17 protein-coding genes and 1 other annotated feature are annotated in these 18619 nt (G+C 40.4%); of the genes, 2 read left to right on the top strand and 15 right to left on the bottom strand.

What is annotated here, in order from left to right; all coding sequences use genetic code 11:
- Nucleotides 1-193 precede the first annotated feature (193 nt).
- From EFT72_RS03545 to EFT72_RS03520, 6 genes are all read right to left on the bottom strand, one after another.
- The gene (locus EFT72_RS03545) at nt 194-1180 is read right to left on the bottom strand and encodes a DUF4340 domain-containing protein (protein ID WP_124065539.1); all 987 of its coding nucleotides are present in this window, start codon (nt 1178-1180) and stop codon (nt 194-196) included.
- A 14-nt stretch (nt 1181-1194) separates the two neighbouring features.
- Nucleotides 1195-2565: a GldG family protein gene (locus tag EFT72_RS03540; RefSeq protein WP_124065538.1), complete on the bottom strand. Its 1371-nt coding sequence runs from the start codon at nt 2563-2565 to the stop codon at nt 1195-1197.
- Nucleotides 2566-2575: 10 nt separating this feature from the next.
- Nucleotides 2576-3442: an ABC transporter permease gene (locus tag EFT72_RS03535; protein ID WP_124065537.1), complete on the bottom strand. Its 867-nt coding sequence runs from the start codon at nt 3440-3442 to the stop codon at nt 2576-2578.
- Nucleotides 3442-4401 (bottom strand): ABC transporter ATP-binding protein, encoded by a 960-nt coding sequence (locus tag EFT72_RS03530; protein WP_124065536.1) that lies wholly within the window; start codon nt 4399-4401, stop codon nt 3442-3444. Before EFT72_RS03530 ends, EFT72_RS03535 begins: the two co-directional genes overlap by 1 nt.
- A gap of 140 nt (nt 4402-4541) precedes the next feature.
- Entirely contained in the window at nt 4542-5393 is an 852-nt protein-coding gene (locus tag EFT72_RS03525; protein ID WP_124065535.1) for a DNA glycosylase, read from the bottom strand.
- Nucleotides 5380-5799, bottom strand: coding sequence for a MerR family transcriptional regulator (locus EFT72_RS03520; protein ID WP_124065534.1), 420 nt, complete (start codon nt 5797-5799; stop codon nt 5380-5382). Before EFT72_RS03520 ends, EFT72_RS03525 begins: the two co-directional genes overlap by 14 nt.
- Before the next feature lie 136 nt (nt 5800-5935).
- Between EFT72_RS03520 and EFT72_RS03515 the strand changes: the two genes are divergently transcribed.
- Nucleotides 5936-6787 (top strand): aldo/keto reductase, encoded by an 852-nt coding sequence (locus EFT72_RS03515; RefSeq protein WP_124065533.1) that lies wholly within the window; start codon nt 5936-5938, stop codon nt 6785-6787.
- 32 nt (nt 6788-6819) lie between these two features.
- On the top strand, nt 6820-8004 hold the full coding sequence (locus tag EFT72_RS03510; protein ID WP_124065532.1) for an iron-containing alcohol dehydrogenase: 1185 nt from the start codon (nt 6820-6822) through the stop codon (nt 8002-8004).
- Between the two features lie 89 nt (nt 8005-8093).
- Here the strand turns inward: EFT72_RS03510 and EFT72_RS03505 are convergent, their stop codons facing one another.
- The 9 genes from EFT72_RS03505 to thrS form a co-directional block, all read right to left on the bottom strand.
- A complete protein-coding gene (locus EFT72_RS03505) occupies nt 8094-8702 on the bottom strand; it encodes an HAD family phosphatase (protein ID WP_124065531.1) in 609 nt (202 codons plus the stop codon).
- Nucleotides 8699-10042, bottom strand: coding sequence for an MATE family efflux transporter (locus EFT72_RS03500; RefSeq protein ID WP_243109936.1), 1344 nt, complete (start codon nt 10040-10042; stop codon nt 8699-8701). The genes EFT72_RS03505 and EFT72_RS03500 overlap by 4 nt, the downstream gene beginning before the upstream one ends.
- A gap of 23 nt (nt 10043-10065) precedes the next feature.
- Nucleotides 10066-10569, bottom strand: a complete 504-nt coding sequence (gene greA / locus EFT72_RS03495; protein ID WP_124065530.1) for a transcription elongation factor GreA — start codon at nt 10567-10569, stop codon at nt 10066-10068.
- A 21-nt stretch (nt 10570-10590) separates the two neighbouring features.
- Nucleotides 10591-11907, bottom strand: coding sequence for a 4Fe-4S dicluster domain-containing protein (locus tag EFT72_RS03490; RefSeq protein WP_124065529.1), 1317 nt, complete (start codon nt 11905-11907; stop codon nt 10591-10593).
- Entirely contained in the window at nt 11885-12901 is a 1017-nt protein-coding gene (locus tag EFT72_RS03485; RefSeq protein ID WP_124065528.1) for a hypothetical protein, read from the bottom strand. Before EFT72_RS03485 ends, EFT72_RS03490 begins: the two co-directional genes overlap by 23 nt.
- Before the next feature lie 147 nt (nt 12902-13048).
- Nucleotides 13049-14293 (bottom strand): [Fe-Fe] hydrogenase large subunit C-terminal domain-containing protein, encoded by a 1245-nt coding sequence (locus tag EFT72_RS03480; protein ID WP_124065527.1) that lies wholly within the window; start codon nt 14291-14293, stop codon nt 13049-13051.
- Nucleotides 14294-14430: 137 nt separating this feature from the next.
- Nucleotides 14431-14889 carry a hypothetical protein gene (locus EFT72_RS03475; protein ID WP_124065526.1) on the bottom strand — a complete coding sequence of 153 codons (459 nt, stop codon included), beginning with the start codon at nt 14887-14889 and terminating at the stop codon, nt 14431-14433.
- A gap of 33 nt (nt 14890-14922) precedes the next feature.
- Nucleotides 14923-16191 carry an ArsB/NhaD family transporter gene (locus tag EFT72_RS03470; protein ID WP_124065525.1) on the bottom strand — a complete coding sequence of 423 codons (1269 nt, stop codon included), beginning with the start codon at nt 16189-16191 and terminating at the stop codon, nt 14923-14925.
- 157 nt (nt 16192-16348) lie between these two features.
- The gene (gene thrS / locus EFT72_RS03465) at nt 16349-18106 is read right to left on the bottom strand and encodes a threonine--tRNA ligase (RefSeq protein ID WP_124065524.1); all 1758 of its coding nucleotides are present in this window, start codon (nt 18104-18106) and stop codon (nt 16349-16351) included.
- Between the two features lie 96 nt (nt 18107-18202).
- Nucleotides 18203-18422: a binding site (T-box leader), on the bottom strand.
- Between the last annotated feature and the right edge of the window lie 197 nt (nt 18423-18619).

The following is an 18619-nucleotide window of genomic DNA, read 5'->3' as shown; positions in this document are numbered from 1 at the left end:
TACTCTCCCTCTACATCACTGTACTATGCTGATATATTTCTTCTCATAATAGAACATTTATGAAGATTTTTCAACTAAAATAAGAGTTTTTTACTGGAAACTTCTATATTAGATTGGAATTTAACCTATAAATTAAGGTTATGACAGAAAAAAGCAGAGTCGGTATGCTTACACCAACACTGCTTTTTTTCTTTTATTCTGGCTTAATCTCTCCTTTTACTTTCCTGCACTTATCAATGGCTGCCTTTTCAATTTCATTGATATAAGGAGAATTATTTGTTCTGGTATAGTAGCAACTGGAATCCTCGTTTAAACTGCCAATGGATAAAGAAAATGTATCTTCCTTTCCATTTTTTTCATAGGTATAAGTAATCACCTCAGTAGGACTCGTCAGTCCATACTTCATAAGCTCAGAATCCTGTACTTTGTAATTGGAACATTTTTTAATAGTTAGACTACTCAATGAATCCGCCAACACATTCAAACCTGAATTGTCTTCTACTTTATTACTCTTAGAATCCGCAGAATCTTGGTACCACTCTATGGTTTCCTTTTCTTCATCCAGTTTCTTTTTTACGTAATGTTCTTTGCTCCCATCTTTTTCTATGGTAATGCTTTGTATGTCTTTTCCTTCGATTGACGGGAATTCTTCCAAAGCCAGATAATCATCTAGACCACAATCTGTTTCCGTATATAAATTGGAATCAATCAAATAAGGAGTATTTTCTCCCTTTACGACCGCATAATAATTTCCGTCCTCCGTCCCATTGCCTAATAAAATAACGGTTGTTTTATGATTCTCATCGGTTGCATTTATTTCCCGAATGGGCTGATCCAGTCCATACGCACCCAGGCTATCTCCACCTTGAAGCTTTCGAAGTGCCGGTATCTTTGATACGGTGGAAGCAAAAGAGTCAAGTTTCATCTGCTTCACAGGGAATTTATCATCTCCATCGTACTTCCATGTATCCCCTTTTTTTGTAAAGGATAATTCTTTTCCCTTATATTTGTACGACAAAGACTGAATCTTAGCAAGCTCTGTCATGGTTATCTTTGACGCTTCATCCTGCTGCTTCTTTTTTTGACTGGAATGATTAAGATACTGCCCTACACCTGCATATGCTGCACATAAGAGTACAAGCACTGCTACACCAAATACCAATCCGTTTTTCTTTTTCATCTAACATGCCTCCTCTATAGACGCCTGCGCTTAATCCAGATTATAAGTCCAGCTGCCAGTGTCACCAGTGGGATGACAACTATAAATAATAATCCCCACAATCCACCGTGAGTCACTGTATTATTGGTGATTTCCAGACTTTTTGAAGGAATGGAGACGTTGGTTACATCTGAAAAATTAGATGTAACCGCATTCATAAACAAATCTAAGTTTGTTAGATTTCCAAAGCTGGTATTTAGTTTTTCATCTATGAGCGAAGGAGTCGCAAAAACAGTCAGCCTTGCGGACCCTGAATCCAGCGTTTTCTTTGATACTGCACCTAGAATATAGGTTCCTTTTGTCTGTCCATCTGCGGTTACCACCATCCCTCCATCACTGGTTTCCATAAATGGAGTGACCGCTACACCCTCTGGCAATTCCTTTTTTTGAGTTAAGGCTGCTGATTGAAGAATCAGAGCCGCACTCTTTAAGTCAATGCCGTCTGTCACTTCATTTCCCGAGTTAATGGTGGGGAAAATATAGTAGGGATTGTTCTGATAATAATTCTTTGTATCCGCTGCAAGACCCGTTTCTAAATTCAGACCATAATCGTTTAAAAGAGCATTTAAATTGGGACGTTCCTTCTCGGAATAACCCGCAAGAAACATTGCGTTGCCTCCCCCATTTAAATATTCTTCTACCATCTTCTTTTCATCGGCTGCCAGATCCGATGCAGGCGCATTGAAGATAAGAAGTTCGCAATCTTTTGGAATGCTTCCCTTCGTTAGAAGATTGATTGAATTTACGGTTAAATTGGACTTTTTTAACATACCAGAAACCGTTTCTCCAAACTCTGGTTCTCCATGCCCTTCTGTTACATAAATCGTTTTTTGTACGTCATTGGTTATGTGAGAAATAGCGCCAGTTACCTGCCCCTCCCCATCAAATTCCGTTTCTTTGGATTGCCCATAATAATAATAGGACGCTTCATCCATTTTAATGATATCGGTAAAGGGAATGGACTCCGTCTTATTCGTCCCCTGACAACGAACAAACAGTGTATTATTTTCTGCCTGCAGTTTTTTTACTTGTTCTGGGTGGAGAATGGAGTCTACCGATTCTACCTTGATATGACTGGACAAATCCTCATATCTTTTTACAAAATTGGTGATTCGTTTGTCCACGGAATCCGGATCTCCTACTACATAAATCGTGACATCTTTGCTCAGACCTTTAAGTAGGTCCTGGGTCGTCTGACCAAGCGAATAAATCTTCGTACTGCTCATATCCCACTGCCGTACTTTCTCTGGAAGACGGCCTATGATCATATTAAGAATGATTACCGCAGCGATAACGATTATGGAGAGAAACGCTGTATAGCCGCCTTTTTTAAATTTTCTTGTCATTTCCTTCCTCCTAACTCCATCTGCGCTTTTCTATAGACTGCACGGTTAAAAACATCAGCAGAAAAATAATGCTGAGATACAAAACAAGACCGCCTGCATCAAAGATGGAATGATTGGCAAAGTTCTGGAAAACGTCGGTCACTGCTAATTTTTCAAATAGCTTTGTAAGCGCACGGTCATAAATTCCTTTTTTCCAGATATAAAGACCGATTAATACAATCACTCCCCCTGCTTCTAAAACCGTTGCCAGCCAGTGATGATTGGTCAGCCGGTAAATAAAAAAAATAGCAAACGTCCATAGGATCAGAAATCCGATCAAGGATCCAAACGCAGTGGTCGGAAGAAAGCCAACCAGATTCGTCCATAATAAAAGCAACAAGATTGACCCAAATGTTAAAACCGCAGATATAATCTGACTTTCCGTCAAAGAGGAAACAAACATTCCAATGGCAATGTACACGCAGCCAAGAAGAAAGAATGCCAGAATCGCTGCATAATCGGCTTTCAGATTTGCATTCCCGTTCATTTTAATAATGAGGGGACAAACAGTTGAAAAAAGAACTGGAATTGAGAATACCGTGACCATAGAAAAGTACTTCCCTGCCACTATTTTTGTAACCGATACTGGAGCCGTTAATAATAGTTGATCGGTTTTTGTTCTTCTGTCATCTGCAAAACTTCTCATCGTTAATACAGGAATTGCAATCATAATAATGGTCACCATTCCAGATAAGGCATAGGAAAAATAAGGATATCCACTCATCATGTTGTATGCCATAAAATAAATTCCAATAAAAAGTACTACAAAAGCAATGAATACATACCCGGTCATAGACTGGAAATACGCTTTTAGTTCTCTTCGATAAATAGCTGCCATTATACTTCCTCCTCCCCTTCCTTAGTTAGTTCCAAAAAGACTTCTTCTAAGGATGCCTGACTGGTCTGCATGGAAAGAATGGGAACTCTTTCATCTGCAAAGGCAAAGAAAATACGTTCTCTAATATCTTCATCTGAATCCTCTGTCTGGTCGATGGACAGGCAAACCTTCTTTGCATGTTCCTCTTTACTTTCTTCTATTGTTAGATCTGCTGCTTGAATCAATGGAGAAAGAATATCACGAATTTTTTCTTCCTCTGCCTTTACAAGAAGTTCCATACCGGACGTTTCTGACATCTGACGTTCTAGATTCTCAGGTGTATCACTTGCAATTAGCTTCCCTCTATCTATGATAAGGATATGATCGCAAACTGCACTGACCTCGGACAAAATATGGGAACTTAAAATAATCGTGTGGTTTTTTCCTAGTTTTTTTATGGTATCGCGAATTTCAATGATCTGTTTGGGATCAAGTCCCACGGTAGGTTCATCAAGAATCATGACCGGCGGAAATCCAAGCACCGCCTGTGCAAGCCCCACCCGCTGCCTATAACCTTTTGACAAATTCCGGATCAAACGATTTTTCACATCTGTGAGTTTCGCCAGTTCTAATACCGCCAAAATCTCATCTTCTCTGTCTTCTTTCGGAATTTTTTTTAATTCCGATGCAAATAAAAGCTGCTCTTTCACTGTCATTTCAACATAAAGAGGCGGTAATTCCGGCAGATACCCAATACATTTTTTTGCTTCCTCTGGTTCCTCTAGTATGTTGTGTCCGTTGATCCACACATCTCCCTCCGTTGCACCGATATAACCAGTAATTATGTTCATAGTGGTGGATTTTCCGGCACCATTTGGCCCTAAGAACCCATAGATCTGCCCATCCTCAATGGTAAAGTCTAGATGATCCACAGCCAGGTGACCGCCATATTCTTTTACCAGATTTTTGACTTCAATCAATACTCTCTCCTCCTGTTCTTTTTCGCATATATGCTTCTTATTTAGGTTAGAAGGGAATTGTGAAGTTTTTGTGATCTAATTTTGTAAATTGTGTGATAAAACAATGAATTTTCCCGGGCAAGCCGAAGCCGCCCGGGAGGTCACTGATTGATCTTATAATAAAACATATATTGTTGAAGAATACCAGCATATCCTTCGTATCGTTTCAAAGGAAATCCCTTGGGATAATGGCGATTTAGAATCTGCTTTACATGGGTATCCACCGGAAATGCTTCCACATGGTGGAGTCCAAACAGACAGATACAATCCGCCACCTTTTTCCCGATGCCATACTCTTTCATCAACGTAGCATGGGCCTGCTCATACTCTAAATTACTAAGCATGTTTAGCCACTCCGCCCCTTGGTCATACCTGCATCGTTCTGCAATTGAAAGAATGTATTTATCCCGGTAGCCAAGGGATAGACCGGAAATCCCTGTAAGTCCAGCTTGAGCAATGGATTCTGGCGTCGGAAAGGTATGATAGACCCGCTTTGTCTCCGTCCAGATATGATTGAAATCTCTTACCAGTCCGATTCCACTTTTTTCTTCCCCAAACTGTCTGCACAGCTCTTTGACACTTCCTCTGATGCGAGGAATGTTGTTATTCTGGGAAATCAAAAAAGTAACAAGCATCTCCCAAAGATCCTGTCTTAGTATGCGCACCCCCCACCCCCATGTTACGGCAGTTTTAAGATACGTATCCTCCGACTCTATCTGTTCTTTATATCTTCCATAATCCGTATGTACATCAAAATAAGGTGCCCAGATGGTTTGAAACTCTTTTTCTTCACAGGAAAAGAGAAAATTATCGTCCTCTCTTACTGCTTCTACATAGTTTCCTGCTGCATAAATAGACCAAACTCCTGTGGAATCCTGTTTCTCCATGCGAAAGCACTGTCCAGATCCTGCAATCTGTTCTAAGTCCATATCATCTATTTTAATCCGAACCATACTGCTTCTCTCCATTTTCCTCATCCGGTCTTATCTCAGACGTATGGATGGCAAGTTGTTCCGTGAAATACTGAATTTTATGATCCACTTTCCATAAGTATTTCTGCATTTCCTGAATCTGATCTTCCACTTGCTTCTTATGTTGGATCAACATAGAACATCGTTCTTTTAATGTTTCTTGTCCTTGTAGACTTAGTTTTACAAATTCACGAATCTGTTTGATGGTCATTCCTGTGTTTTTCAGGCAACAGATTAAGGATAACCACTCCAGATCCGACTCTGAATATTTTCGAATTCCACTTTCACTCCTGGTTACGTCGGGAAGAAGTCCTTCTTTTTCATAATACCGCAACACATGTGGTTTTAAATTTGTTTTCTCTGCAATCTGCTTGATGCTATAATTCATATCGTTTCCTTTTCTCTATTATTTTAGGTTATTTTTCAATGAAGCTCTTGACTTAAAGTTAACGTTAAGGTCTACAATATAAACTATACAGCAGGATCGTTCTGCAATCAAGTGACATTTATAAGGAGGACATATAATGAAGTCTTTATCAGACCATTACAAACTTAAGAATGAAGTTCCCATCCCTTGCATCGGATTTGGTACCTGGAGAGCCCCCAACGGCGAAGTTGCCGTTTCTGTGGTGAAACATGCACTGTTATCCGGATACCGCCACATTGATACAGCTGCTGGCTATCAAAATGAAGTAAGTGTTGGAATCGCAGTAAAGGAAAGTGGAATCAAGCGAGAGGAAATTTTTGTCACAGGCAAGCTGCAAAACACGGCTCATGGATATGGAGAAACACTACATGCATTTGAAGAAACTATGAAAAAATTGCAAATGGATTATCTGGATTTATATTTGATCCACTGGCCCAATCCTATTATGGTACGGGATCACTGGCAAAAATCCAATGCAGGAACCTGGAAAGCCATGGAGGAATTATATTTAGCTGGACGGATACGTTCCATCGGCGTCAGCAATTTCCGCCGCCATCACTTAGAAGAGCTGATGAAAACAGCAAAAGTTGCGCCCATGGTAAATCAGATCCGCCTTTGCCCTGGCGAAACCCAAGATGATCTGGTTTCCTACTGCCGAGATCAAAACCTCTTACTAGAGGCATATAGTCCTCTTGGATCCGGTAAAATCTTTGAAGTCCCGGAAATGATTGCCCTGTCAGCAAAATACGGAAAATCCATCGCACAGATATGTGTCAGATGGAGTTTACAGATGGGCTTTCTTCCTTTGCCTAAATCCGTCACAAAAGAACGGATCGAGGAAAATGTTGATGTATTCGATTTTGAACTAACCGATGAAGATGTTTCCGTCATAGCCGGATTAAAGGGATGCTGCGGCTTCTCCTCAAACCCAGATACAACAGAATTTTAAAAGAATGAATAGAAGAAAGGAGTATTATAACCATGTTAAATTTTAATTTTCACATTCCCACCCGCATCTGTTTTGGAAAAGACTCCCATAAGGAGATCGGAAGTCTTCTTGCTCCTTATGCAAAAAAGGTCCTTTTGCATTACAGCGGGGACAGGATCAAAAAGAATGGTCTGTATGATTCAGTCATTCAGTCTTTAAAAGAAAATGGCATTGAATTTACAGAGCTTAGTGGAGTTGTTCCCAATCCCCGCCTGTCACTTGTTTATGAAGGCATAAAATTATGCAAAGACCAGGGTGTTGACTTGATTCTGGCAGTTGGCGGCGGCAGTGTCATTGACTCTGCAAAAGCCATTGCCATTGGAGTTTGCTATGAAGGCGACGTATGGGACGTTTATGAGCAGGGTAAGGCAATTACTGCGGCACTTCCGGTTGCTACGATTTTAACCATTCCGGCTGCCGGGAGCGAATCCAGTAACAGTACTGTCATTACCAATGAAGAAAAGCAGATGAAGCTGGGATATGGAAGCGATCTGGTTCGTCCAGTCCTAAGTGTCATGAATCCAGAATTTTTCTTCACTCTTCCGAAGAACCAAATTGCCAACGGGGTGGCAGACATGATGAGCCATATATTTGAGCGTTATTTTACCAATACCCTGCACACGGATTTGACAGACGGTCTTTGCGAAACCACGCTAAAATCAATTATGAAACACGCACTTCTCGTTTCCGAAGATCCCAAAAACTATGATGCCTGGTGTCAGGTGGGACTGGGCGGCACCATTGCCCACAACGATTTACTCGGACTAGGACGAAGCCAGGACTGGGCATGCCATGGTATGGAGCATGAGTTAAGTGCCATCTATGATGTGGCTCACGGTGCAGGACTAGCGGTTCTCACTCCGGCCTGGATGAAATATGTTTATAAAACGAACATCAACATGTTTGTCCAGTTTGCTGTTAATGTTATGGGGGTGGAAGGAAGTTTCCGAGATCCTGACGCTATCGTATTAGAAGGAATTGATCGTCTATCCCAGTTCTTTGTGAAAATGGGACTTCCCACAACACTTGAGGAACTGGGAATTGACAACACCAATATAGAACAGATGGCTAAAAAATCAACCGGAGAAGCCTACGGCATGGAACACCCGTTAGGTGGGTTAAAAAAGCTGTATTGGCAGGATGTTCTGGAAATTTATAAAATGGCTTCAAACTCATAAAATAAACTGGAGTCTACAAAGTGTTAAAGATTTCAACCAAAAAAGATCAGGTACTTTTTCGCTCCTGATCTTTTATCTTTTATTTTGGCTTAATTCAATTTACTTAGACACGCCTTAAGACCTTCTATATCCTGATCTGCAAAGCAGTAACCATCCATACCGCATGCCCTTGCTCCCTCTATATTCATGGGGAGATCATCTATAAAAAAACATTCCTCTGGTTTTAAATGGAACCGTTCAAAAAGGTGGCCGTACATCTCCTTTTGTGGCTTCATGCACTTGACTTCCGCAGAAAAGAGAACCCCGTCAAAATATTCAATTCCTGGAATGATAGACGCGTCGGCCAGAAGACGGAGGGACGCATTCGAACAGAGGTAAATACCATAACCTTGTTCTTTTAACTCTCTCACAAGTTCACCCATCTCTTTTACCGGATACATATTATATTCAACCCAGTGCTTGAGACAAAGTTCTGCCATTTCCTTTGCATGATCTGTAGAGAGACGAGACTGCATTCTCCTTAATGCATCCTCCTCTGTAATCAGCCCCATATCAAGCAGCAGCCATTCCTGGGAATCGAAAACTGAAGTACAGACTTCCTTTCGTTCCGCTTCATCATCCATAAAAACGGTTCCAACCTTATGCCCCTCGTAATCAACCAAGACCTTTCCCATATCAAATACAATATTTTTTATCATCTATCTCTCTCCTGTAGTAATTCATTTCTGCTCTTAAACCAAAAATAATATGGTATTTCTGCGAAAAGCATGCAGGCCCAGCCAATCATGCTGGCATATGCAACTCCTTTCAGTCCCATTACAGGTACCAGATTGGAGGCTACTCCCACCCCCACAGAGATCTGGATCAAGGTGAAGATCAGCGTAATAAACATATTTCCCATTCCTCTAAAAAATCCCTGAATACCATTGGTAACAGCAGACAGGAGGTAGAAAAATGCCATAAGACTCAAATATTTTACTCCAATTTCCACCAATCCAGAATCATTCACAAGTACGAACATATTCATTGCCGGCTTTTTTATGATAAGAATAAAAATGCAGATGAAGATCCAATATCCTGCCTCTATCATAAGCCCTGTTCGAAATCCTTTCTTGATACGGCCGCTGTTTTTTGCTCCCTTGTTCTGAGCCACAAAGGTCATGATTCCACTGGAAATGCTCCGCTCCGGGACAAATACAAAATCATCGACTCTGTTTACCGCATGAAACGCTGCGATGGTACTGATCCCCAGAGGATTAATCATTCTCTGAATTAGGAGCTTACCGATGGGCTGGCAAGACTGCTGTAGCGCCGTAATGACTCCATGTCTTAGAGTCAGAATTAAAAGATCCCGATCCAGCCGCATTTCTTTCCTGCTCACCCTAAGAAGAGGAACCCTCTTATATATGTAAAAAACACAAAGTCCTACAGATACTGCCTCTGCAATATCTGTCGCAAGGGCCGCTCCAACAACATCCATATGAAACCAAGCCACAAAAACCACATCAAGTAGTCCATTTAACACAAAAGCCAAGGCCAAAAACCATACCGGAGTTTTGGAATCTCCAATGCTTCTTAATGCAGAAGCCACCCCATTATAAAAAAATGTAAAAGGCATTCCCAAAAAAATAATCCGCAGATACTTGGCTGCATCAACCAAAAGCTGATCCGGAACCCGAATCCGCCTTAAAATTTCTTCTGAAAAGGAATAACCAAACGCAGCAATTATAAGAGAAAAGAAGCACCCAAAGAGAAGTAACGTCGAGACCTCATCCTTGAGTCTTTTTTCATCCCCTGATCCATAAAATTCACTCATCAGCACCGATGCCCCGATACAAATTCCTGTAATTGCTATAATCAAAATACTCATAACAGGATTGGTAGTTGCCAGTGCTACAGCGGCTTTTCCTCCTACAAACCGTGTCACTAGAATGGAGTCCACTGCATTGTAAGCCAGTTGAAATAAATTCCCCAATATCAGGGGAATGGAAAAACGGATCAGTTGAGAAGTGATCCTTCCTTTTGTCATATCCTTCATCGTTTTTTAGTTCCTTTGTCATATTAAAAACTTCGTAATTTATCACTGCCATCATCTTTTGTTTTTTTCAGATGTTTTACCACCACATAATAACCAGCCTTATCATCAATCTTTACATATACCCGATCACCTACCCGGTGCCCCATGATGGCACTTCCAAGTGGTGACTCCGAACTGATTAACCCCTTCATGGAATTCCCGCGAACTGTGGTAACCAGTTTATATGTCTCCACTTCCTCATCCTCTTCAAAATACAACTCCACGGTATTGTACAAACCGATCTCATCTTCCTTTGAAGTGTCGCTTATGATTTGTGCCGTCTTTATCATCTTTTCCAGATACCTGATTCGGCTTTCATTCTGATTCTTGTCCTTTTTTGCCGCATGATATTCGAAATTTTCACTCAGATCCCCGTGGGCTCTTGCTTCCTTTACCGCTTCTAGGGCTTCTTTACGAACTATCAGCTTCCGATGCTTGATCTCTTCTCGCATCTTTTCAATATCATTTTCAGTTATCTTATCAAACACGTCATTTCTACCTTTTCTTTCTCAAGTGCGATCCGATTCCTGCTCCCCTGTTTCCACCGGTTTCTTTTTCTGAAGAGACAATAGCCGGTCCAGATAGATGGATTTTAGCTGTTTGCTTGCAAGTGCCTGCTTAAGGGGTGGAAGTTTTAAAATGGTTTCAAACAAGGCTGCCATAGCCCGGTGACTGGCAAATGCCTGATTGTCGAAAATCAAATTCTGTAGCGTTCCTTTTTCAATTGCCTGTAATACAAAACGGTGAGTACTGTTGACTGGTGTGATAATCTGCTTTGGTCTTCGTTTTAATTCAATGGATTTGAATCCACAGTTTCTGGCACAGATGCCACATCCCAGACATATTTCTTCATCTACCACTGCTTTTTTCTTCCCATTCTCCCCTTCTTCCATTGATATGGCAAGAACCGGACAGACCTTCGCGCATTTCCCACATCCCACACAAGTCTCTTCTAAGATATGTGGGAGGTAATTGGTGGTTGCGACTGGCTGCATGGGACTAAACTTTCTTGCAGCTTGAAGTGCCTCGCAGCAGCAACCGCAGCAATTGCAGATAAAAGCTGGATGCTCCCTTACATTTTCCCCAATCTGTACTAGATTGCTTTCGTAGGAACGCTCCAGTGCATCAAGTGCTTCCGCTTTGGAAATAAGCTTTGTATAATCTCCATGTTCAGCCAGAGAGCGTGCCACATTATCAAAAGTCAGACAAACATCCCAAGGAGCGTCGATCTCACAGGGATGGCCTGCATGAGACATCTTATGGCGGCAATAGCAAAGTCCCAATCCAATATAATCAGCTTCCTCTACGATATGAGTTGCTCTTTCGTAGTCTAAAATATGATTGGTTTTGTCCGTTGAGAGAACTGGCTCCTGGACATAAACTCTCCCTAATTTTGTTTCCGTAGCAAAGAACAGATCTTTGATAAAGTCCTCTTCAACATTCATATACTGATAATACAATTCCCCTAAGTACTTTTGATCAATGTCTCCTCTGGTTCTCATCAGTGCAAACTCTATAAAGCCAGCCATTGGCGGCGGCATTACAAATTTGCGAGCTCCTTGGTGAAAGGAATCCACTAGTAGTGCCTTTTCACATAGTTGATTTAACAGTTTTTCTGCTTTAAACTCCGTCGTTCCCCAGATTTTTGCGGCTTTCTTTGCCGTAAAAGGCCGCACCGGAAGCAATGATACCCATTTCGCCTCCTTTTCTGTGTAAAGAACCTGTAGTATCTTATAAAGCGTCTCTGAAGTAGGCGCCCCCTGTGTAAACCAGTTGATGCGGTCACTTAAATTTAAGTACGCATCACGTGTTGTCAGATGACCCATTCTTTTCCCCTTCTTTCAAACTATTTTTGGCAATCACTTCAATCCTGCCCTGCGTTGTCCCAACCTGACGATATGACTTAATTGTAAGTCCGCATTGTTCCGCCATAAGCTCCATACCATCTTCTGTCAAACATACCTCATCTGCTTCTCTATTCCAGACGGGAGTTCCCCTCTTTTTTAAATGTTCCATGAATTTTTCTAAGTCAGGACCATCAAACCAAACAATCCCGTCCTCCGTCACATAATCCGCTGCTAATTTTAGAATCTGCTTCCAATCACGGGTACACGATATCCGATCAATCAAAACAATGGGGTATTTCTTTTTATTGGGATCCACACCCACCGTCCTATCTTCTATTGAAATCCGATCCAAGTGATAGCCGGATATAGCCGCTTCAAGGTATAATTGACTTTTCTCTTCTCCAATAAACAGCATGGATTTTTCCGTAACAAACTTACCAATATCACTAAGAATCCGGTTGCATTTTGATTTTGTCCGTTTATTCTTATGTTGCTTTTTTGTAATTCTCCGTTCCTCTTTTACGAGATAGTAATTGCCGCATTCCTTACATTTTAGATAGGTGCGGACCGGCTCCAGGATATCCTTATCCCCCTCTCTTTCTTGATAATATAAAGCTCCATAAAAGGGACTCCCATTCCCCGAACAGATGGGACACCGTTCCATCTCCTCCGTCATAAGATTTTTAAGTTCCTTTAATGTATTAAAATACCAGTTATAGAGTCTATCTTTGAATTTCCGGTCATAGACAAATAGACGGTATTGAATTAACTTTGCCATCTGTTTCGTATCATGGATCACCAAACGATCTGCTTTCAGTCCTTTTAATTCTTCTTCCAATGTAAGAAGTCCCGTAACCGCATCTTCCTTCAGCCGCACATTCTCCTGATATGCCATTAGGTGTTCGACCCCTTCTACAACACTGCTGCATAAGTTGACTAATATAATCAGCTGATTCATTCTACCTGTTGCCATAACCAATTCCTTTCCTGGAGCTTAACGTTCGTCTTTTCACACCTTATTATTTTAACATTTTTAAGTCAGGAAAAGCAAGTTGAGATTTCCTATAAAATGGAAACTTAAAAAGGGGGAAGCGCACGCCTCCCCTTTTTTATCTTATTCTTATGTGATACTTCGGCTAAAAAGATCCGTTTCTTCCAAAAGACTTTCTATGGTATCAAAGTTTAAGCGGTGCAAAAGTTCAATGACATAGGGGTTTTCTGCCGGATGTTTATACGTGGCACTCTCCCCATATTGATTGACTAGTTCTGTCCCCTCTTCTTTTCCTAGAATCGCTCTTGGTCCTCCCACGCATCCCCCAACGCATCCCATTCCTTCGTAGAAGTTTGCTTCAATCTTTCCGTCCGTAATATCCTGAATCATCTTTTTACATGCCGGCACTCCGTCCGCCTGTTTGGTTTTTATCTCTGTTTTCCTGTCAGGACTAATGGCTCTCACCGTATTCTCTACCGCTTCACTAACGCCACCCTTTCTGGCATAGATTCTTCCAGCTTTGGATGAATGATCTTTCTCACTCTCTTCCATCTTTGCCGGATCAATCCCCAACGCATCAAAGATATTTTTCACTTCCTGGAAGGTAAGTACATAATCCACCGAACCAGACAAATCTTTTTCTCTGGCTTCCGCTTTTTTTGCCAAACAAGGACCGATAAATACGGTTAACGCATCGGGATGAAGCTCCTTAATCACTCTTGCGCAGGCAACCATAGGAGATACCGATCCTGGTACGTGGGGCAGCAACTGATGATAGATTTTTCGAATCATTCCAATCCACATCGGACAGCAGCAGCTTGTCAACTGAAAATCATCAATTCCATTGATATTCTTGTCAAATTCCAACGCCTCTTTTAAGGTAAGAATATCTGCAAACAAAGCAACTTCTAGCATCCCATCAAACCCCACCTCTTTAAGGGCAGTTCTAAGTTTACCCGGTGTTACATCACTGGAATACTGACCAAGAAATGCTGGTGCGATCATTGCATAAACAAGACCTTTTGAGCCTCTGACTGCCTTTAGGGCAGGAATAATATCTGTACTGGCCGTGAGTTTTTCTTTGGCACAGCCATCAATACAATTTTCACATCCCAGACACAAATCCGAATCAACCACAACTCCATCCTTTTCAATCCGCAGTGCATCAAACGGACAACGGTTCAGACATTCTTTCATTTCTTCTTTTCCACAATCACAGGAACCAGTTCGAATTACGATTGGATGTTTCTTTGGATTTAAAAGACAATCCAAATGATACGGATCATAAGTTTGATCTGGATTTTCCCCACTTTTTTGATCTCCGGATAAAGTCTCTTTTAACGTACTTTCATATAGTTGCTTAAATGTCTGCATTGCATCCTCCCACATGTAAGGAAACGTACCGTTTCACAAGTAATTAATCTAGTGTTACAAGAACCATTATAATTGTTTTTTTTCATTCTTACTATACCATTCTTACCATAATTGGATTTTTTAACAGTTGATTTTCGTTATTCTATCTTATCTGCCCGTTTATTGGCGAGTTCTACTTTTTCCAAAATAGAATTAAATCCGTCTAGAATTATCCTAAAATCCTCCACAGGTACATCGTGGTTCAAAAAAATATGTTCGGTCCTTAATTTCACCTGTTCTATTTCCGCGGTAAGCTTTAAATAAATAGAAGCATCATTTACTTCTTTCGCCTTTCTGAACTTTACGATATCATCGGTAATAAAATCAATAATCTCCCGATAACTGGCGTACTTTCCATGAACCATTGCATATGGTTTCATTCTCTGTAAAAAGTATTTGTCTCCATGGGTGATGTTAAATACATAAGAAACCTCCAAGCCATCCCCTAAGTCAAAATTGGCAATATGCATGTTACTGGAAAAAGTATCAATTTCTTTCGCTCCAAGCTGACTTAACATCATATCAATTACATCGCCGTTCACATTGTTTTTTTGCATTAAAAATACCCCTTTCTTTTATAGGATAAATAATTAATTAAATTTTATAATTAAAAAAACTGTCGCAATTGAAATTGATACAATCATAAGGGGAAATCCCCTTTTCAAATAATAGGCAAAGGTAATGGGATATCCGTTTTTTTTGCTGATATCGGATAATACTACATTTGCCGATGCTCCAACTAACGTCCCATTTCCACCCAAACAAGCGCCAAGAGAAAGTGCCCACCATAAAGGTTCTACCACCATGCCACTGCTTTGCATGGTCAGGATAAGTGGAATCATGGTCGCCACAAATGGAATGTTATCAAGGAATCCTGAAACAACCGCAGAGATCCATAAGATAACCACCATGGTGATAATTTGATGCCCTTTTGTGATTCCCAAAAGTCCATTGGCAAGCATCTGAATCACTCCCGTATCTTTTAACCCTCCGACAACCACAAACAGTCCGATGAAAAACAAAATGGTCGACCATTCCACACTGAGTATGATATCTTCCGGGTCTTGTTTCCCGATGAGAAGCATAATAACGGCTGCCGTCAAAGCAATCATACTAGATTCCATCTGTATGGTATCATGAAACATAAACGCCAATACAACTGCAATCATAATGATTATACTTTTCACCATCAAAGACCTGCTTTTGATTGCTTTTTTCTCATCCAGGCGCATGATTTTTTCCATCTTATCTGTACTAACTTTTAAATGTCTTCCATAAATAAAATAAAACAGGATGACAAATAAACACAGAACCACCAATACTGTGGCTCCTGTATTGGTAATGAAATCTATGAAACTAAAATTTGCTGCACTGCCGATCATTATATTAGGCGGATCGCCAATCAGAGTGGCTGTTCCTCCTATATTAGAAGACATAATCTGAGTCATAAGAAACGGTATGGGATTTAACTCTAAAATTCCGGTAACTGCAATGGTCATAGGACCCACAAGCAATACCGTAGTAACATTATCTAGAAATGCAGATAATACTGCCGTAATAAACATAAATACCACCATAATAATCCATGGCCTTCCCCGAGATAGTTTTGCACTTTTAATTGCTATGTATTCAAAGATACCGGACTGCTTTACAACCGCTACAAAAAGCATCATCCCCATTAAAACACCAATGGTGTTAAAATCTACTGCTTCAATTCCTTGTTTTGCAGTCAAAACTCGAAATATAACCAACAAAACTGCCCCTGACAAAGCTGCTACTGATCTGTGTACCCGTTCTGTCATAATGGCAAACATGGTAACTAAAAATATAACTATGGATAAAATTTGTAATTCTGTCATACTTTCCCCCTCTTCTTGCGAATAAATAAGTCCAAATTTACAAACTTATTCTACCACTCACAATGCAAAAATGCTATATTTTTCCAATTTTTTCCTGTTATTATCACATAGTTACAAATAGAATCTGATCAATACCTCAACCCGTCAGGGGACCTATTTACTGCTTTATCTCTTCCTGAATCAAACGAATGAATTCCTCCAAATTAAAACTTCCCAAATCTCCCTCATCCCTTTTTCGAATCGAGACTTTCTGACTATCCATCTCTTTTTGTCCGACGATTATCATGTAAGGGACTTTATCCAATTGTGCTTCCCGAATTTTATAGCCAATCTTTTCTTTTCTTAAGTCAAGTTCCGATCGAATCCCGTATTGTCGAAGCTTACTTTTAATCATTTCTGCATATTCGTAGAAACGGTCCGCAATTGGAAGTATTTTCACTTGAACCGGAGCCATCCATAGCGGAAACTTCCCCGCATAATGTTCGATCAGAATTCCGATCATCCGCTCTATGGATCCGAAAACAACCCGGTGAATCATAATTGGGCGATGCTTTTGTCCATCTGCTCCAATGTATTCTGCCTGAAACCTTTGGGGAAGTTGAAAATCCAACTGTATGGTTCCACACTGCCAGGTTCTTCCCAACGAATCTTTTAAATGGAAATCTATCTTGGGTCCATAAAATGCTCCATCTCCTTCATTGATAACGTACGGTTTGCCAAACGCATCCAATGCTTTTTTAAGCCCCTCTGTTGCCAGAATCCACTCTTCTTCACTTCCGATGCTATTCTCCGGTTTTGTAGAAAGTTCCAGTGAATATTCAAATCCAAATGTATGATACACTTCATCTATTAAATGGATCACTCGTTGTATTTCCCCTGGAATCTGCTCTTTCGTCATAAATATATGAGCATCATCCTGAGTAAAACACCGCACTCGCATCAGACCATGCAAGACACCAGATTTTTCATGTCTGTGTACCAGTCCCAATTCTCCTATGCGAAGGGGTAGTTCCCGATAAGAGTGAGGCTGCATCTTGTAAACAAGCAAGCCACCGGGACAGTTCATGGGTTTGATTGCAAAGTCCTTTGAATCAATTTCAGTTGTATACATGTTCTCCCGGTAGTGATCCCAATGCCCAGATGTCTCCCATAGTTCTCGATTTAAAATCATAGGTGTTGAAATTTCCTTGTAATCCTCTCGTTCATGGATCCTTCTCCAATACCCAATCAAAAGGTTCTTAAGTACCAGTCCTTTGGGAAGAAAAAACGGGAATCCAGGCCCTTCCTCCATCAGTTCAAATAATCCAAGATCTTTCCCCAGTTTTCTGTGATCTCTTCGTTTAATTTCTTCCATTAACAGAATATGCTCTTGTAATTGCTCTTTTTTCGGGAAGGCGATGCCGTAGATTCTTGTCAGCATTTTGTTATCCTCTTTCCCATCCCAATAAGCTCCTGCGATTGTTGTTAATTGAAATGCCTGAATCAAACTTGTATGGGTTGCGTAAGCACCTGCACATAGTTCAAAATAATCCCCATGCTTTATAAAGCTGATTCTTTCTTCCTCTTGTGATTCTAAAATCAATTGCAATTTATATGGATTCTTCTCCCTCTCCATGTACTCTATGACATCTTTTCTGCCTTGCTGAACCCACTGTAATTCGATATCTTCCTTCACTAATTTGTGCATTTCAGTTTCGATTTTTTCTAACATATCTGGCGTAAATTCAAAATCAAATTCAAAATCATAATAAAAACCATCTTTGGAAGCCATTCCCTGTGCACTGATTGCAGATGGAAAAACTCGTTTTACCGCCAGTCCAAGTAGAAACGCTGCCGTGTTTAAAAACGCCTCTTTTCCCAATGCTTCTTCATACAAACTTTCCACCTGAATTCCATCTTTCCTACATACTTTCATCTCTTATGTTTCTCCTTTCAATTTTCATGCCAAACAGGCATATTCTATTCTTGAACATAAGAAAAGCACCCTCAAACAGACAGCATACGCCATCCATCTAAGGGTGCATACAATTCATGCACGGTTCCACCTTAACTTTTTACTTCAGATTCAAACAAATCCTAGACTTTAACGCAGTCGTACGGCAACGCTTACTCCTTTCAGCGTTACAGCTCTGGATTGGTTTTCATTTATTCTCCTGCATAAAAAACTTTCACCGAATGTTTTTCTCTCTGTAAGATTCAAATAAATTACTTTTCTCCGTCATTGCTTTTCTCATGTTATGGTATATATTAAATCAATGCTTTTTAAATGTCAAGACCCAATTGCATACTTCATACTTAGATTATGATTCATTTATGATAATGTCCTAGTGTATCACAAATGATTATGTCCCAATTAGTAGTTCATATATTATAATAGAACCTCATGACTTAGAAATGAGGTGGACACAATCAGAAAGGTATTACTAAC

Source organism: Clostridium sp. E02 (assembly GCF_003833015.1).
GTDB lineage: Bacteria > Bacillota > Clostridia > Lachnospirales > Lachnospiraceae > Lacrimispora.
Note: the sequence above shows the minus strand (reverse complement) of the source record. Positions and strands in the feature narration are given on the sequence as shown.

Bases quoted from the DNA above. Each gene is read 5' to 3' on its own strand.
- EFT72_RS03480 (WP_124065527.1), bottom strand. From the start codon at position 14,293: ATGCAGACATTTAAGCAACTATATGAAAGTACGTTAAAAGAGACTTTA.
- EFT72_RS03520 (WP_124065534.1), bottom strand. From the start codon at position 5,799: ATGAATTATAGCATCAAGCAGATTGCAGAGAAAACAAATTTAAAACCA.
- thrS (WP_124065524.1), bottom strand. From the start codon at position 18,106: ATGAAAGTATGTAGGAAAGATGGAATTCAGGTGGAAAGTTTGTATGAA.
- EFT72_RS03525 (WP_124065535.1), bottom strand. From the start codon at position 5,393: ATGGTTCGGATTAAAATAGATGATATGGACTTAGAACAGATTGCAGGA.
- EFT72_RS03510 (WP_124065532.1), top strand. From the start codon at position 6,820: ATGTTAAATTTTAATTTTCACATTCCCACCCGCATCTGTTTTGGAAAA.
- EFT72_RS03540 (WP_124065538.1), bottom strand. From the start codon at position 2,565: ATGACAAGAAAATTTAAAAAAGGCGGCTATACAGCGTTTCTCTCCATA.
- EFT72_RS03545 (WP_124065539.1), bottom strand. From the start codon at position 1,180: ATGAAAAAGAAAAACGGATTGGTATTTGGTGTAGCAGTGCTTGTACTC.
- EFT72_RS03515 (WP_124065533.1), top strand. From the start codon at position 5,936: ATGAAGTCTTTATCAGACCATTACAAACTTAAGAATGAAGTTCCCATC.
- EFT72_RS03475 (WP_124065526.1), bottom strand. From the start codon at position 14,889: ATGCAAAAAAACAATGTGAACGGCGATGTAATTGATATGATGTTAAGT.
- EFT72_RS03485 (WP_124065528.1), bottom strand. From the start codon at position 12,901: ATGGCAACAGGTAGAATGAATCAGCTGATTATATTAGTCAACTTATGC.
- EFT72_RS03505 (WP_124065531.1), bottom strand. From the start codon at position 8,702: ATGATAAAAAATATTGTATTTGATATGGGAAAGGTCTTGGTTGATTAC.
- EFT72_RS03470 (WP_124065525.1), bottom strand. From the start codon at position 16,191: ATGACAGAATTACAAATTTTATCCATAGTTATATTTTTAGTTACCATG.
- EFT72_RS03500 (WP_243109936.1), bottom strand. From the start codon at position 10,042: ATGAAGGATATGACAAAAGGAAGGATCACTTCTCAACTGATCCGTTTT.
- EFT72_RS03535 (WP_124065537.1), bottom strand. From the start codon at position 3,442: ATGGCAGCTATTTATCGAAGAGAACTAAAAGCGTATTTCCAGTCTATG.
- EFT72_RS03490 (WP_124065529.1), bottom strand. From the start codon at position 11,907: ATGGGTCATCTGACAACACGTGATGCGTACTTAAATTTAAGTGACCGC.